Below are 13,853 nucleotides of genomic sequence, written 5' to 3'. Positions count from 1 at the left end.
GCCCGCCGCGCGCTCGCCGCCGGGCTGGCCGACCTGCGGGCCACCGTCGACGCCGCGTCCGGCGAGTGGTGGCAGCGCGCCCTGCCCCAGGAGCGGGTCGTGCGCGCCGAGCAGGCCGGACACCGTACGCTCGCGGCGACGGTACGGCAGCTGGGGCTGCGCGGCGCGAGGGAGGACGTACGGCCATGACGGCAGCGAACGGGCGGCGGCAGGGCGCGACCGGGGGCGACACCGTCTCCGCGGTCGTCCGGCAGTGGCAGGCCGTCCACCCCGGCCTCGACACCGCCCCCATGGAGATCATCGGCCGGATCAACCGCTGCGCCGCCCTCCTGCAGCAGGCCGAGGACGCCCCGCTGCGCCGTGCGGGCCTGAGTCGCGCGGAGTTCGACCTGCTCGGCGCGCTGCGGCGCACCGGCCACGAACTCACCCCCAGCGAAGTGGCGCGCGAGACCTTCTCCTCCGGCGCCGCCGTCACCAAGCGGCTGAAGGCGCTCACCGAGCGCGGCCTGGTGGAGCGGCGCGGCGACACGCGCGACCGGCGCGTCGCCCACGTCCGCCTCACCGACGCCGGCCGGGACCTCGTCGACTCGATCCTGCCCGAGCAGCTCGCCTACGAGACCGCCGTGCTCTCCGCCCTCCAGCCGCGCGGGCAGGGCGAACTCGCCGGACTGCTCGGCGAGTTGCTCGGCCGGCTGGAGGGCACCCCGGGCATGCCGCGGGCCTGAGCGGCGGCTTTCGGAAGTTTCGGGGCCCGGACCCCCGTTGACGCGATCCCCGCGTGGTCCCTAGGTTCGACCAGGCCGGTTCGGATCGTCGGCTGGCGTACGGTATTTCGAACGAAAGAGGGTGCCGTGACGGCCGAGACGCTCACTGTCGACCTCAGCACCGAGACGGGCCCCTTCCACGGCGGCGCGAGCGGCACGCTCTACGGCCTCTACGGCGACGGCGTGCCCAGCCGCGCGGTCGTCGAGGGCATGTACGTCCGCACCGTCACCACCAAGGCCCAGGACGGCGTGCAGCACCCCGGCGCCGACGCCCTGGAGATCCTGCCGTCCTTCGTCGCCGCGGGCGGCAAGGACGTCTACGTGTACACCACCGACATCCACCGCGGCTTCCCCTACGAGTGGCCCGGCGCCACCGGCGAGGAGAAGCTCGACGGCCACCTGGAGACCGTTCGCCGTCAGGTGCGGCAGGCCCAGAAGCTCGGTGCGCTCGCCTCCCACCTCGTGTGGGTGCCGTTCAACGAGCCCGAGGGCAACATGTTCGGCACGGGGGAGTGGAGTTACGACGGCGTCTCCTGGCGGACCGAGCCCGGCCCCTTCTTCTCCGCCTGGGCGCGGGCCTACCGCCTCATCAAGGAGATCGACCCCGCGGCGCGCGTCGCCGGCCCCAACACCAGCATCCTCTACCCCGAGGTACGGGGCTTCCTGGAGTTCGCGCGCGACCACGGCGTCCTGCCGGACGTGGTGACCTGGCACGAGCTGTCGTCCCCGGACGAGGTCCGCACGAAGGTCGCCGAGTACCGCGCCATGGAACGGGAGCTGGGCATCGGCCCGCTCCCCGTCAACCTCAACGAGTACGCGCACAACTACCACCTCTCCGTCCCCGGGCAGATGATCCAGTGGATCGCCGCCATCGAGGAGTCGAAGGTCGACGCCGACATGGCGTACTGGAACATCGCCGGCAACCTCAACGACTCGGCGGTGGAGGCGAACAAGGCCAACGGACAGTGGTGGCTGTTCAACGCCTACGGCCGGCTGTCCGGCGCCACCGTGCGCGTCACCGCGCCGCACCCCAACGTGCAGTACACGCTGCAGGGCGTCGCCACGCTCGACCGGGACAAGCGGCAGGCGCGCGTGCTGTTCGGCGGTGCGGGCGGGGCTGCCGACCTGGTCGTCGAGGGCATCGACGCGGAACTCTTCGGCACCGAGGTGCACCTGAGGCTGCAGGAAATCCCCTGGACCGGCCAAGTCGGCTCCTCGGCACAGCCGTTGCGGCTGCGGGACATCGAACTGCCGGTCGTCGAGGGAGCGGTGAAGCTTCCCCTGGCCGGACTCGACGCGATGTCCGCCTACCAGCTGATCCTCTCCCCTGGCGGCAACGGCGCCGTCCCCCTCGCGCCGTCCACCGGCTGGCGCGGGACGTACGAGGCGGAGGACGCGACCTACACCGGCGGCGGCTACTCCAGGAACGGCCCCGAGGGATCCCCCTCCGCCGTCGACCGGTTCGCCACCTCCGGCGGCTACCACGTCGGCGGCCTGCGCACCGGCTCCGACGGGGTGCTCGCCTTCGACGTCGAGGTCCCCCAGGACGGGACGTACGACATCCGTGTCTTCGCCAACTCCTACAACCGCGCCGACCTGGTGCGCGAGTCGGGCCCCACCAACGTCTTCCTGCGCATCGACGGCGAGGACCCGCGCGAGCTGCTGCTGCCGCTCGGCTACAAGTGGGCCGTGTGGGGTCACGCCGACACCCGTGCCGCGCTGACCCGGGGCGCGCACCGCATCACCCTCGCCGCCCAGGACCCCGACCTCGGCGAGACCCGGGGTGACGCCGTCATCGACCGGCTGGACCTCGCCCTGCGCGACGAGCACCAAGTGGACGTCTACGAAGCCGAGTTCGCGGCACTGGGCTCGGGAGCGCGTGTCGACTGCACGCAGCGCGGCGCCTCCGGCCCCGGCGTCGCGGTCCTGCCGTGCGGCGGCACCGTCACCTTCTGGGTGCACGCCGCCGAGGACGGCGAGGCGGCCGTCACGGTCGACCAGCTCGGCCCCGGAGAGGGGCTGCTCACCGTCAACGGCGAGCAGACCGGGCCGCCGGCGCGCGGGCCCATGCCTCTCTTCCTGGCGGGCGGCGTCAACAAGGTGACGGTGACGGCGACTTCGGAACGCCTGGTCGTGGACCGGCTGACCGTCGGCCCGTCCCGCGGACTGCTGCCGACGACCGTGTACGCGGCGGAGGAGGGCACCCTGACCGGTGCCGCCAGGGTGGCCGCGTACTCCCACGCCACCGGCGGCAAGGCGGTCGACGGCATCGGCGCCGGTCCCGGCAACGCGCTCACCCTGACGGTGACGGCGGCACACGCCGGCCGGCACGCGCTGACCATCCGCTACTCCAACGGTGAAGAGGCGCCCGCGACGCACTACAACCCCGACCCCCTCTGCCGGCACGCGGACATCTCCGTCAACGGGGGCGCCCCGCACCGGGTGTTGTTCCCGACCACCTTCCACTTCGACGACTTCCGGGACCTCGCCGTCCCCGTCGGCCTGGAGGAGGGCGCCAACACCGTCACCCTCACCGCCGACGAACTCCCGGATTTCGACGGGGAGACGAGGAACCCCCACGGTCAGCGCTCGCCCTACGCACCGGTGATCGACCGGATCACGGTGACCCCGCTCGCGGCGCACCCCTGATCCGGGTGCTCCGGTGACGCCGCAGACGGCTCAGATTCCGGGCCGGTACCGGATGGGGTGGTCCGCCGGCACCTCCACCAGCACGATCCGCGTCCCGTCCGGGTCCTCGATCCACATCTCGATCAGCCCCCAGGGCTCCTGCACCGGCGGCCGTACGATCTCGACGCCCTTGGCGCGCAGCTCCTCGTGCGCCCGGTCGGCGTCCTCGACCTGCAGCCACAGCCGTACCGCGGGGGAGGGCGGGACCTCGGAGCGCCCCGAGACCTCCAGGAAGCCACCGCCGAGGAAGTAGACGGTGCCGCGGTCCGGCCCGTCGCCGAACTCGCGGTAGACGGCGAGCCCGAGCTGCTCGCCGTAGAACCGGCGGGAACGCTCGGGGTCCGAGGGGCGGATCAGGGTCCGGCTGCTGAGAACGTGCACCATGCCCCCGGAGCCTAGTGGCGGCGGCGTTACCCTCGTCGGTGCCCGTGCCGTGCCAGAGATCGGAGAGCCGCACCATGGAGACCGCCGCCGGACTGACCTTCCGCGACGCCACCGACGCCGACGTCGACGCCCTGGTCGCGCTGATCGAGTCGGCGTACCGCGGGGACTCCAGCCGGGCCGGGTGGACCACCGAGGCGGACATCCTGGAAGGACAGCGCACCGACTCCGAGGGTGTGCTCGCGGTCATCAAGTCGCCCGACAGCCGGCTGCTCACGGTCGAGCGCGACGGCGTGGTCGTCGCCTGCTGCCAGCTCGAACACCGCGGCGCCCACGCCTACTTCGGGATGTTCGCCGTCAGCCCCGGACTCCAGGGCGGCGGCCTCGGCAAGGTGATCATCGCGGAGGCGGAGCGCGCGGCACGCGAGACCTGGGGCGTCCAGGAGATGCACATGACCGTGATCTCCGTACGCGAGGACCTCATCGCCTGGTACGAGCGCCGCGGCTACCGCCGTACGGGAAAGATGACGCCCTTCCCGTACGGCGACGAGCGCTTCGGCATCCCGCAGCGCGACGACCTGCAGTTCGAGCTCCTGGTCAAGGAACTCAGCTGAGCGTCACGCCGTGAAGCGGGCGGTGCGCTTGATCTCCGGGTAGTCGGTGGTCGCGCCGTCCAGCTGCAGGGCCCGGACCAGACGCAGATGGTCCTGGGTGTTGACCACCCAGCCGATGATCCTGAGATCCGCCTTGCGGGCCCGTTCCACGATCTCCAGCGTCAGCCGGCGGATGTTGAGGCAGACCGTCGCCGCGCCGGCCTCGACCGCCCGGTCGACGATGTCGGTGCCGAAGCGGCTGCCGATCAGCGCGGTGCGCACCCCGGGCACGAGGCGGGCGATCTCGGCGACCGCCTCGTCATGGAAGGACGACACCTCCACCCGGGCTACCAGGTCCCGCTTGAGGATCACCTCGGCCAGCGCCCGGGCGGCCTGCACGTCCTTGATCTCGGCCTGCAGCGGAGTGCGCAACGCGTCCAGGACCTCCTCGAAGACCGGCACGTGCTCGCCGCGGCCCGCGTCCAGGGCGCGCAGCTCGGCGAGGGTCTTCTCGGCGATGGGGCCGGTGCCGTCGGTCGTGCGGTCCACGTCGGTGTCGTGCATGACGACGAGCGCGCCGTCCTTGCTCAGATGCAGATCGAGTTCGATGACGTCGAGGCCGGCCTGCTGGGCGGCGACGAAGGAACGGAGGGTGTTCTCGGGCTCGACACCCATGACTCCGCGGTGACCGATGGTAAGGAAGTTCAACGTACAACTCGCTTCCGTCGACGGGCGGCTCGGACCGCGCGCGGACCGGAGCGGACGGCCGCGCGGGCAGAGCCGCAGCCTAACGGCCCGGCCGCGCGATGAACCCGTGCGTACACGGGGGATCGGCGTGGCGTACGGGGCGTGTCCGCCCGACGGCGCCCCGGCCGCTCACCCGGGCGTGGGCGAGTTGCGCGGGCATTGACCGGTTGGCTGATACCCGTGCGGTGCCGCCGTATACCCGCGGGAGCCGACTTCACTGCGTCGGACAGGAAAAAGTTCCGTGACGATGCGAGTACGCAGGATAATTTCCGGAGGGCGCTCTTGCTGGGAGAAAGCACGTATGTATACGGTTCCCTTATGCAAGCTTCTCCCGTGGAGGATGGGACATGACGGAAATTCTTGTGCAGGCGGCTTCGGGGGACCAGGTTCCTCCCGCGACCAGGGTGGTCGAGCACCCGGCGTGGCCGGTGCTCAAGGATGCCGTGGAGCGGATCCGGCCATGGCAGTCCAAGGACGGGTCGATCGACTTCGAGGCCGAGGGCGCACCCGACCGCGCCGACGCCGAGGCCGCCGTACGGCGTGTCGCAGAGGCCGTAGAGGAGCTCTCCCCGCTGCTCCCGCACGACACCGCCTACCACGAGGCCCTGGTCAAGGACCTGGAGCGGTGGGCCGTCGACGGCTTCCAGGTGCCCGACTTCCTGGACTCGCTGCTCGCCTTCCAGCCCGCCGCGCAGCGCGCGGACGGCCTGCAGCACCTGGTCGTCTTCCCGATGTACACCCAGAACGGCAACCCCGACCGCAACCTCGAGGCGGTCGTGCTGCGCATGGTCTGGCCGGACTGGCTGGCCGAGCTGGAGCGCACCCGCTACGACAACCCGCTGTTCTGCGGCATCAAGTTCGAGGACTTCACGGCCGGGTACGACACCAACTCCGCCGTCCTCTTCCCCGAGACGATCGCCGTGCGCGAGGCGCCGGAACGTTTCTCCTGGGGTGGCATCTTCTGCGACCGCGAGGCCGCCCGCTTCCGCCGGGTCACCGACGCCGCCGTCGACATCCTGGGCCTGGAGCTGCCCGAGGACATCGCCGCGATGGTCCACGACCAGAAGCGCTGCGAGGAGGCCTTCGTCCTGTGGGACATGGTCCACGACCGCACCCACAGCCACGGCGACCTGCCGTTCGACCCGTTCATGATCAAGCAGCGCCAGCCGTTCTGGATGTACGGCCTGGAGGAGCTGCGCTGCGACCTGACCGCCTTCAAGGAAGCCGTCAAGCTCCAGGCCGACGGCGTCCCGCAGGCTCGTGACGTGCAGTACGCGGTCCTCTTCGACCGCATGTTCCGCTTCCCGGTCACCGGTGAGCGGGTGCGCAACTACGACGGCCTCGGCGGCCAGCTGCTCTTCGCCTACCTGCACAAGCACGACGTCGTCCGCTGGACCGACAACAAGCTGCACATCGACTGGCAGCGCGCCCCGCAGGTCACCAACGAGCTGTGCGCCGAGATCGAGAAGCTCTACCGCGACGGCATCGACCGCCCCAAGCTCGTCCACTGGTTCGCCGGGTACGAGCTCGTCTCCACCTACCTCGCCCCGCACCCGGGCTCCAAGTGGGCCAAGGGTCCCGACGCCCTCGACCTGAGCCAGCCGCCGCGGAAACTCGTCGATGACGTGCTTCCGGACGAGTTTCCGCTGAGCATGTTCTATGAGGCCCTCTCCAAGAAGCTCAAGAACGTGATCGCCTCCACCCGGGGCATCACGGCCCAGAGCGCCGAGCGGGCCGCCGCGTGAGCGTGCGCGGCACCGGGAACACTGCTCAGCAAGCTCAGGAGGCGAAGAACATGGCGGGGAACGGAGCTCTCAGCGGTGCGGTGATCGCGGTGGCCGGCGCGGGCGGACCCGCCGGCCGGGCCGCGCTGCTGCGGCTGGCCGAGGCCGGGGCGACCGTGGTCGGCGCCGACAACGATCCCGAACGGCTCGCGGAGGCCGTGGACGCGGCCCGGTACGCCTCGGGCGGCGCCACCGTCACCGGTGAGTCCGTCGACCTGCTGGACCTCGAATCCACCCGGGACTGGGCCACGCACATCGAGAAGGACTTCGGCCGCGTCGACGGCGTCGTCCACCTCGTCGGCGGCTGGCGCGGCAGCGAGACCTTCATCAAGACCAGCCTCGACGACTGGGACTTCCTGGAGCTGCTGCTCATCCGCACCGTGCAGCACACCTCGCTCGCCTTCTCCGAGGCGCTCCAGCGCAGCGACCGCGGCCGCTACGTCCTGATCAGCGCCGCCGGCGCCTCCAGGCCGACCGCCGGGAACGCCGCGTACGCCGCCGCCAAGGCCGCCGCCGAGGCGTGGACGCTGGCCATGGCCGACTACTTCCGCAAGGCCGGGGCCCCGGAGGAGCTGACGTCGGCGGCTGCGATCCTGGTGGTGAAGGCGTTGGTGCACGATGCCATGCGCGCCGAGCGCCCCAACGCGAAGTTCGCGGGCTTCACGGACGTCAAGGACCTCGCGGAGGCCATCGTCGACGTCTGGAGCAAGCCCGCCGCCGAAGTGAACGGAAAGCGTCTGTGGCTGACCGACAAGCCGTGAACCCCCCGAAGACCGACGCCCGCCGCCACCACGACCCGGACGTCCGCGGCTTCGCCAGCGACAACTACGCCGGGGCCCACCCGGAGGTGCTCGCCGCCCTGGCCCTGGCCAACGGCGGGCACCAGGTCGCCTACGGCGAGGACGACTACACCGAGAACCTCCAGCGGATCGTCCGCGGCCACTTCGGTGCCACGGCGGAGGCCTTCCCGGTCTTCAACGGCACCGGCGCCAACGTCGTCGCGCTCCAGGCGGTCACCGACCGCTGGGGCGCGGTGATCTGCGCCGAGAGCGCCCACATCAACGTCGACGAGGGCGGCGCGCCCGAGCGCATGGGCGGCCTGAAGCTGCTCACGGTCCCCACGCCCGACGGCAAGCTCACGCCCGAGCTGATCGACCGGCAGGCGTACGGCTGGGAGGACGAGCACCGCGCCATGCCGCAGGTCGTCTCGATCACCCAGAGCACCGAGCTCGGCACGCTCTACACGCCCCAGGAGATCCGCGCGATCTGCGAGCACGCCCACGCGCACGGCATGAAGGTGCACCTGGACGGCTCCCGCATCGCCAACGCGGCGGCCTCGCTGGACGTCCCCATGCGGACGTTCACCAACGCCGTCGGCGTCGACATCCTCTCCCTCGGCGGGACGAAGAACGGCGCGATCTTCGGCGAGGCGGTCGTGGTGATCAACCCCGACGCCGTGAGCCACATGAAGCACCTGCGCAAGCTGTCCATGCAGCTCGCCTCCAAGATGCGCTTCGTGTCGGTGCAGCTGGAGGCGCTGCTCGCCAAGGACCTGTGGCTGCGCAACGCCCGCCACGCCAACGAGATGGCCCAGCGCCTGGCCGAGGGCGTGCGCGCCGTGCACGGCGTGGAGATCCTCTACCCGGTGCAGGCCAACGGCGTCTTCGCCAGGCTCCCGCACGACGTCAGCGAGCGGCTGCAGAAGCGCTTCCGGTTCTACTTCTGGGACGAGGCGGCCGGCGTCGTGCGCTGGATGTGCGCGTTCGACACGACCGAGGACGACGTGGACACGTTCGTGGCGGCGCTCAAGGAGGAGATGGCGCGCCAGTAGATCCCCGATGTGTGCATAGATATGCGGTCACTCGTAAAGTCATTGACGATCGAGTGATCGCGTTTCTATGCTCTGCGGGCATGGAGCTGATCCAGGACACCCCCGACCTGTCCGCCTATCTGGCCGCCGACGAGGTCATCGACCATCACCATCCGCTCGTCAGGCAGACCGCCGCCCGGCTCGCTCGGGATGCCGAGGACTCGTATGCCTATGCGCGGCTGGCCTTCGAGTTCGTCCGCGACACCATCCCGCACTCCCAGGACTCCGGCGACCCGCGCGTCACCTGGCGGGCCTCCGACGTCCTGGAACAGGGCACCGGCATCTGCTATGCGAAGTCCCACGCGCTGGCGGCCCTGCTGCGGGCCGAGGACATCCCGGCCGCGCTGTGCTACCAGAAGTTCGACGTGGTGCACGGCCTGGTCGCCGTCCGCTTCCACGGCGCCTGGCACCGGCAGGACCCGCGCGGCAACAAACCCGGCGTGGACGCGCAGTTCTCCCTCGACGGAGAACGCCTGGCCTTCGTACCGGACCCGAAGTCCAATGAGCTGGACTATCCGGTCCTGTATGCTGAACCGCATCCGGCCGTCCTCGACGCACTCAAGGCCGCTCCCGACCGGGCGTACCTGTGGAAGACGCTCCCCACCGCACTCCGAGGCAGACGATGACCCTCTCGCTGACCGTGTCCGACGAGGTGCGCGCCCTCGCGCCCGGCTTCACCCACCTGGCGATCGAGGCGCACGGCCTGGTCAACGGGCCCAGCACCGAGGAGAGTTCGGCCCTGCTGGACGACGCGGCCCGCCGCCTGGCCGCACGCCTGGACGGCCGCGCCCCGCACGAGGACCCGCACATGGCCGCCTGGCGAGCGGCGTACACCGCGTTCGGCTCCAAGCCCTCCCGCACCCGCAACTCCGCCGAGGCGCTGGCCAAGAGGGCCCTGTCGGACGCGGGTCTGCCGCGCGTCAACGTCCTGGTCGACCTCTACAACGCCGTCAGCGCCGCCCATCTGATCCCGGTCGGCGGCGAGGACATCGACCGCATCCAGGGCGGCATGCGGCTCGTGCGGGCGGCGGGTGACGAGGACTTCGTGACGGTGGCCGGGGGCGAGGAGACCGTCGAACACCCCGACGCCGGCGAGGTGGTGTGGTGCGACGACGCCGGCGTGACCTGCCGCCGCTGGAACTGGCGCCAGGGCCCGCGCACCCGGCTCACCGAGGAGACCGTCTCGGGCGTCTTCCTGCTGGAGGGCATGTCCCCGCTGCCGGTGGCCGAGTTGGAGTCGGCGGGGAACGAACTCGCGGAACTGCTGCAGAAGTTCAGCCCGGGCGCCCGGATCGACGTACGGGCGGCGGAGTCCGCCGGCTGAGCGCGCGGGCTCAGGGGCGGCGGAACAGGCCCGTCCACAGGAAGGATTCGCCGAAGCGGGCGGAGCCGGGCGGCTCGTCCCGCATCCGCCGTATCTCGATCTCCGTCAGACCGGAGAAGATCCGGCGCAGCGACTCGGGGGTGTAGGCGAGGCCGCCCTCCAGCCGGCCGCGCAGGTAGAACTCCGCGTCCGGCAGCTCGGACCCCATGGCGCCGGCGGCGAAACACGTGAGGCCGAACAGGCCGCCGGGCGCGAGACACCGGTCGAGCAGCTCCAGATAGCTGATCCGGCGGTGCGGCGGCAGGTGGTGGAAGCAGCCGGAGTCGTGGACGAGGTCGTAGCGGCCGTGGATCTCCGCACCGAGCAGGGCGAAGGCGTCGCCGCACAGGAAGCGGACCTCGGTGCCCGTCTCGCGGGCCCGTTCCCGCGCCCAGTCGATCGCCACCGGCGACAGGTCGACGGCGTCGACCTCGAAGCCCAGTGAGGCGAGGTACAGCGCGTTGCGGCCGGGACCGCAGCCCAGGTCGAGGGCGCGGCCCGGGGTGACCAGGCCGCGTTCGACGTAGGAGGCCAGGTTCTCGTCGGGCTTCCCGGCGAAGAACGGGACGGGTCTCGAGCGGTCGGCGTAGAAGTCGTCCCACCAGGAGCCCGCGTCCTGCGTCCAGCGGTCGGCCCCCGTGGCGAACAGCCCGTCCAGGAGCCGCAGGACGTCCTCCACCGTGCGTATGTTCCGGTCCATCAGATCCCCTTCCGACCACCGGGACCCTAGCCCTGAGCAGCACGGACGCCGAGAGCGAGCGGCCGGCGCGGAAGCCGTGGCCGGCCTCTGGAGGGCCTGGGGGAGGAGGGGAGGGGGCAGTCCGTCCGGGGTGGGGTGAACCCGGCGTCCCACCGGCGCGACGGGCCGTCACAGGGCCGTTTCCGGGGAAGCGGCGGGGACTTTTTCGGCGCCGCCGATCGCGGACGGCCGCCGACGCCGTCTCAGCGGGTCTCCGACTCCCGCACCTGCTCCGGCGTGGGTGCCGTACCGCCCAGATGGGCCGGCATCCACCAGGTGTCGTCGGCGTCCTTGGGGCGCACCGGATAGGCGCGCTGGGCGGCCTCGAGGAGTTCCTGCACCCGCTCGCGCAGCTGACGGGTGATCGCGCCGGCGTACTTGTCCTTCGACGCCTCGATCGCCTCGCCGACCCGGATGGTGATCGGGATGTGGTTGCGCCCGAAGTTGCGCGGGCGCCCCTTGGTCCACAGCCGCTGCGTGCCCCACACCGCCATCGGGATCAGCGGGACTCCCGCCTCCTGGGCCAGGCGCGCGGCACCGGACTTGAAGGACTTCAGCGTGAAGGACTGGGAGATGGTCGCCTCGGGGAAGACCCCGACGATCTCGCCGGACTTCAGCGAGTCCAGCGCGTGCGCGTACGCCGCCTCGCCCTGCTCACGGTCCACGGGGATGTGCTTCATACCGCGCATCAGCGGACCGGAGATCTTGTGCCGGAAGACCGACTCCTTCGCCATGAAGCGAACGAGCCGCTTCTGCGGCAGGGCCGCGAGACCGTCGAAGACGAAGTCCAGGTAGCTGATGTGGTTGCTCACCAGCACGGCGCCGCCCGAGCGCGGGATGTTCTCCGACCCCTTGCAGTCGATCTTCAGGTCCCACGCCTTGAACAGCGTGAGCGCGAAACCGATGACGGGGCGGTAGACAAGCTCTGCCATGGGACGGAGTGGACCCTTCCTTCTCAGTCTGGGAAGGGATTCCCAGCGGGAAAGTTACGCAGCCGTAGGTTTACGGCTTGTCGCAGATCGTGCCCCAAGAACGGCCCGGGAGCCAGCCCAAGTTCCGGTCGGCTGCGGAGATCCTCGTCACGTCGGTCCCGGTGATCCACCTCGCTCTTTTAACCCTCTTTTACTCGGTGCGCGGTGTCACCCTGCGCACCAGCAGATACATCTCGCAGCCCAGGCAGTACCCGAACGCCGCGTTCAGGAAGGCGGCCGCCAGCGCGAGCCCCGTCGCGGCCGTCCCCAGCCACGCGGGGCCGAGCCCGTAACCGACGAGACCGACTGCGGCGAAAACCAGCCCCACCGCCTGGGCGAACCGCGGCGGCTGCGGCGGCTCGAACGCGGTCGGCGGCCCGATCCGGGGCCGTACGACTCTGCGGAACAGCCAGCCGTAGGGCGAGCGTCCCGCCGCGCCCAGCGCGAAGACCAGCGTCTGCCAGGCCAGCAGCCAGGCGCTCCCGGTGACCAGTACGAGGACCAGCACCAGGGTCGTCACGGCCGCGCCGAAGCGCGGGCCCCTCACATCGATGTCCATGAATCAAGCATTCCGCATGGAAAATGATTCGGAGCCTCGGGAATCTTTGCAGTCTTGTGAACGCTGGAGCAGTGCATGAGCGGACTGGTGGTGTGCGTGGTGGTGCTCGCGGTGGCGGGCGCCTACGGAGTGCTGCATCGGCGGCGGAGCGGGAGGGTACGCGTGCGCGGACGTGACGAGGGGAAGCGGCTCGGCGCGGCCGAGCTGGGCGGGGAACTCGGCGAGCGCGCCACTTTGGTGCAGTTCTCCAGCGCCTTCTGCGCCCCCTGCCGGGCCACCCGCAGGGTCCTCGGCGAGGTGGCCGGCCTGGTGCCCGGCGTGACCCATGTCGAGATCGACGCGGAGGACCGCCTGGAGCTGGTCCGCGCACTGGACATCCTCAAGACCCCCACCGTGCTGGTCCTCGACGCCGACGGCCGGGTCGTGCGGCGCGCCACCGGACAGCCGCGCAAGGCCGACGTCATCGCGGCCCTGGGGGAGGCGGTCTGAACCCGTGACGTGGACGGTGAGGCATCTCCCATATGCCGGAACGTACTTGACTGTGTGCGCCACGTATCGCCAGCCTGACTGCATGCCCACGGAACCCCTTCTCCACGGGCGGGTCCACATCGACCTGGCCCGCACCGCGAGCGCGCGCTGTCCCGGCTGTTGAGCAGCCACGACTCCGCTCGCCCCGCCTCGCAGAAGGACATCGCCGTGCCGGTCACCCCCGACCTCGACACCGCCGCCGTTCACCTCGCCTCTCCCGACCTGCTGCGCTCCGTCTTCCGGCGGCACGCGGCGGGTGTCGCCGTGATCACCGCGCGGGGCGAGTCCGGCCCGGTCGGCTTCACCGCCACCTCGCTCAGTTCCGTCTCCGCCGAGCCCCCGATGCTCTCGTTCGGCGTGGGCACCGGCTCCTCCAGCTGGCCCGCCATAGCGGGGACGGACCACGTCGGCGTCCACATACTCGGCGAGCACCAGCAGGAGCTGGCCGCCACCTTCGCCAGAAGCGGCGCCGACCGCTTCGGGGCGCCCACCGTCTGGCGCGAGGGCCCCGAGGGCGTCCCCGTCCTCGACGACGTCCTCGCCTGGCTCGTGTGCCGGGTCGTCGCCCGTGTGGCGGCCGGCGACCACCGCATCGTGCTCGCCGAGGTCGTCCTCGGCGACCCCGCGGGCCCCGGCCGTCCGCTCCTGTACCACCAGGGCCGGTTCAACGCACTGCGTGACTGATCGTCGCCCGCTTCGCCCTGCGGGACGGTCGAGTTCCGATTACGCTGCGTTGCGAAGGTCACACTTCAAAGCGCTTGCTTAGCGGGAACCAACTGGGTGTACTGACGAGTAATATTTCGCTCGGAGCGCGGGGTCGCCCCGATCGGGATCGGCCGCTAGAGGCGCCTATGCTGCCTGAAAGT

General features: G+C 71.1%; 15 protein-coding genes and 1 pseudogene. 11 read left to right on the top strand and 5 right to left on the bottom strand.

What is annotated here, in order from left to right; genetic code table 11:
- The 3 genes and pseudogenes from M8J74_RS29255 to M8J74_RS29245 all read left to right on the top strand — a co-directional run.
- Positions 1-189 (top strand): annotated as a pseudogene (locus tag M8J74_RS29255) (FUSC family protein); the annotation flags it as partial.
- Positions 186-725: a MarR family winged helix-turn-helix transcriptional regulator gene (locus M8J74_RS29250; RefSeq protein ID WP_249839322.1), complete on the top strand. Its 540-nt coding sequence runs from the start codon at positions 186-188 to the stop codon at positions 723-725. The pseudogene M8J74_RS29255 and the gene M8J74_RS29250, both read left to right, overlap by 4 nt.
- An 84-nt stretch (positions 726-809) precedes the next feature.
- Positions 810-3,413, top strand: coding sequence for a cellulosome protein (locus M8J74_RS29245; protein WP_372500308.1), 2,604 nt, complete (start codon positions 810-812; stop codon positions 3,411-3,413).
- 30 nt (positions 3,414-3,443) lie between these two features.
- Here the strand turns inward: M8J74_RS29245 and M8J74_RS29240 are convergent, their stop codons facing one another.
- Complete coding sequence (locus M8J74_RS29240; RefSeq protein WP_249839320.1) at positions 3,444-3,836, bottom strand: VOC family protein; 393 nt, start codon at positions 3,834-3,836, stop codon at positions 3,444-3,446.
- A gap of 74 nt (positions 3,837-3,910) precedes the next feature.
- On the opposite strand from M8J74_RS29240, the gene M8J74_RS29235 reads away from it, so the two are divergent.
- Positions 3,911-4,447, top strand: coding sequence for a GNAT family N-acetyltransferase (locus tag M8J74_RS29235; protein WP_249839319.1), 537 nt, complete (start codon positions 3,911-3,913; stop codon positions 4,445-4,447).
- Between the two features lie 3 nt (positions 4,448-4,450).
- Here the strand turns inward: M8J74_RS29235 and M8J74_RS29230 are convergent, their stop codons facing one another.
- On the bottom strand, positions 4,451-5,134 hold the full coding sequence (locus M8J74_RS29230; RefSeq protein ID WP_249839318.1) for a glycerophosphodiester phosphodiesterase: 684 nt from the start codon (positions 5,132-5,134) through the stop codon (positions 4,451-4,453).
- Between the two features lie 386 nt (positions 5,135-5,520).
- Here M8J74_RS29230 and M8J74_RS29225 point away from each other — a divergent pair, with 386 nt between their 5' ends.
- From M8J74_RS29225 to M8J74_RS29205, 5 genes are all read left to right on the top strand, one after another.
- Positions 5,521-6,918, top strand: a complete 1,398-nt coding sequence (locus tag M8J74_RS29225) for a DUF6421 family protein (protein WP_058926884.1) — start codon at positions 5,521-5,523, stop codon at positions 6,916-6,918.
- A 50-nt stretch (positions 6,919-6,968) separates the two neighbouring features.
- Entirely contained in the window at positions 6,969-7,718 is a 750-nt protein-coding gene (locus tag M8J74_RS29220; RefSeq protein WP_058926885.1) for an SDR family NAD(P)-dependent oxidoreductase, read from the top strand.
- Entirely contained in the window at positions 7,715-8,788 is a 1,074-nt protein-coding gene (locus M8J74_RS29215; RefSeq protein ID WP_058926886.1) for a threonine aldolase family protein, read from the top strand. The genes M8J74_RS29220 and M8J74_RS29215 overlap by 4 nt, the downstream gene beginning before the upstream one ends.
- 80 nt (positions 8,789-8,868) lie before the next feature.
- Positions 8,869-9,453 (top strand): transglutaminase-like domain-containing protein, encoded by a 585-nt coding sequence (locus M8J74_RS29210; protein WP_249839317.1) that lies wholly within the window; start codon positions 8,869-8,871, stop codon positions 9,451-9,453.
- A complete protein-coding gene (locus M8J74_RS29205) occupies positions 9,450-10,151 on the top strand; it encodes a B3/B4 domain-containing protein (RefSeq protein WP_249839316.1) in 702 nt (233 codons plus the stop codon). Before M8J74_RS29210 ends, M8J74_RS29205 begins: the two co-directional genes overlap by 4 nt.
- Positions 10,152-10,161: 10 nt before the next feature.
- Here M8J74_RS29205 and M8J74_RS29200 read toward each other — a convergent pair whose 3' ends face one another.
- From M8J74_RS29200 to M8J74_RS29190, 3 genes are all read right to left on the bottom strand, one after another.
- Positions 10,162-10,890: a class I SAM-dependent methyltransferase gene (locus M8J74_RS29200; RefSeq protein ID WP_249839315.1), complete on the bottom strand. Its 729-nt coding sequence runs from the start codon at positions 10,888-10,890 to the stop codon at positions 10,162-10,164.
- Positions 10,891-11,132: 242 nt separating this feature from the next.
- A complete protein-coding gene (locus tag M8J74_RS29195; protein WP_249839314.1) occupies positions 11,133-11,861 on the bottom strand; it encodes a lysophospholipid acyltransferase family protein in 729 nt (242 codons plus the stop codon).
- A gap of 190 nt (positions 11,862-12,051) precedes the next feature.
- The gene (locus tag M8J74_RS29190; RefSeq protein WP_249839313.1) at positions 12,052-12,459 is read right to left on the bottom strand and encodes a DUF4395 domain-containing protein; all 408 of its coding nucleotides are present in this window, start codon (positions 12,457-12,459) and stop codon (positions 12,052-12,054) included.
- Positions 12,460-12,534: 75 nt separating this feature from the next.
- Between M8J74_RS29190 and M8J74_RS29185 the strand changes: the two genes are divergently transcribed.
- Entirely contained in the window at positions 12,535-12,948 is a 414-nt protein-coding gene (locus M8J74_RS29185; RefSeq protein ID WP_058926890.1) for a TlpA family protein disulfide reductase, read from the top strand.
- A 207-nt stretch (positions 12,949-13,155) separates the two neighbouring features.
- The gene (locus M8J74_RS29180) at positions 13,156-13,671 is read left to right on the top strand and encodes a flavin reductase family protein (RefSeq protein WP_249839324.1); all 516 of its coding nucleotides are present in this window, start codon (positions 13,156-13,158) and stop codon (positions 13,669-13,671) included.
- Positions 13,672-13,853: the final 182 nt, after the last annotated feature.

Origin of the sequence: Streptomyces panaciradicis, from assembly GCF_023516615.1 — a bacterium.
In the GTDB taxonomy this organism is placed as follows: domain Bacteria; phylum Actinomycetota; class Actinomycetes; order Streptomycetales; family Streptomycetaceae; genus Streptomyces; species Streptomyces panaciradicis.
The sequence above is the reverse complement of the archived record's forward strand: the minus strand, read 5'-3'. Positions and strand labels throughout refer to the sequence as shown.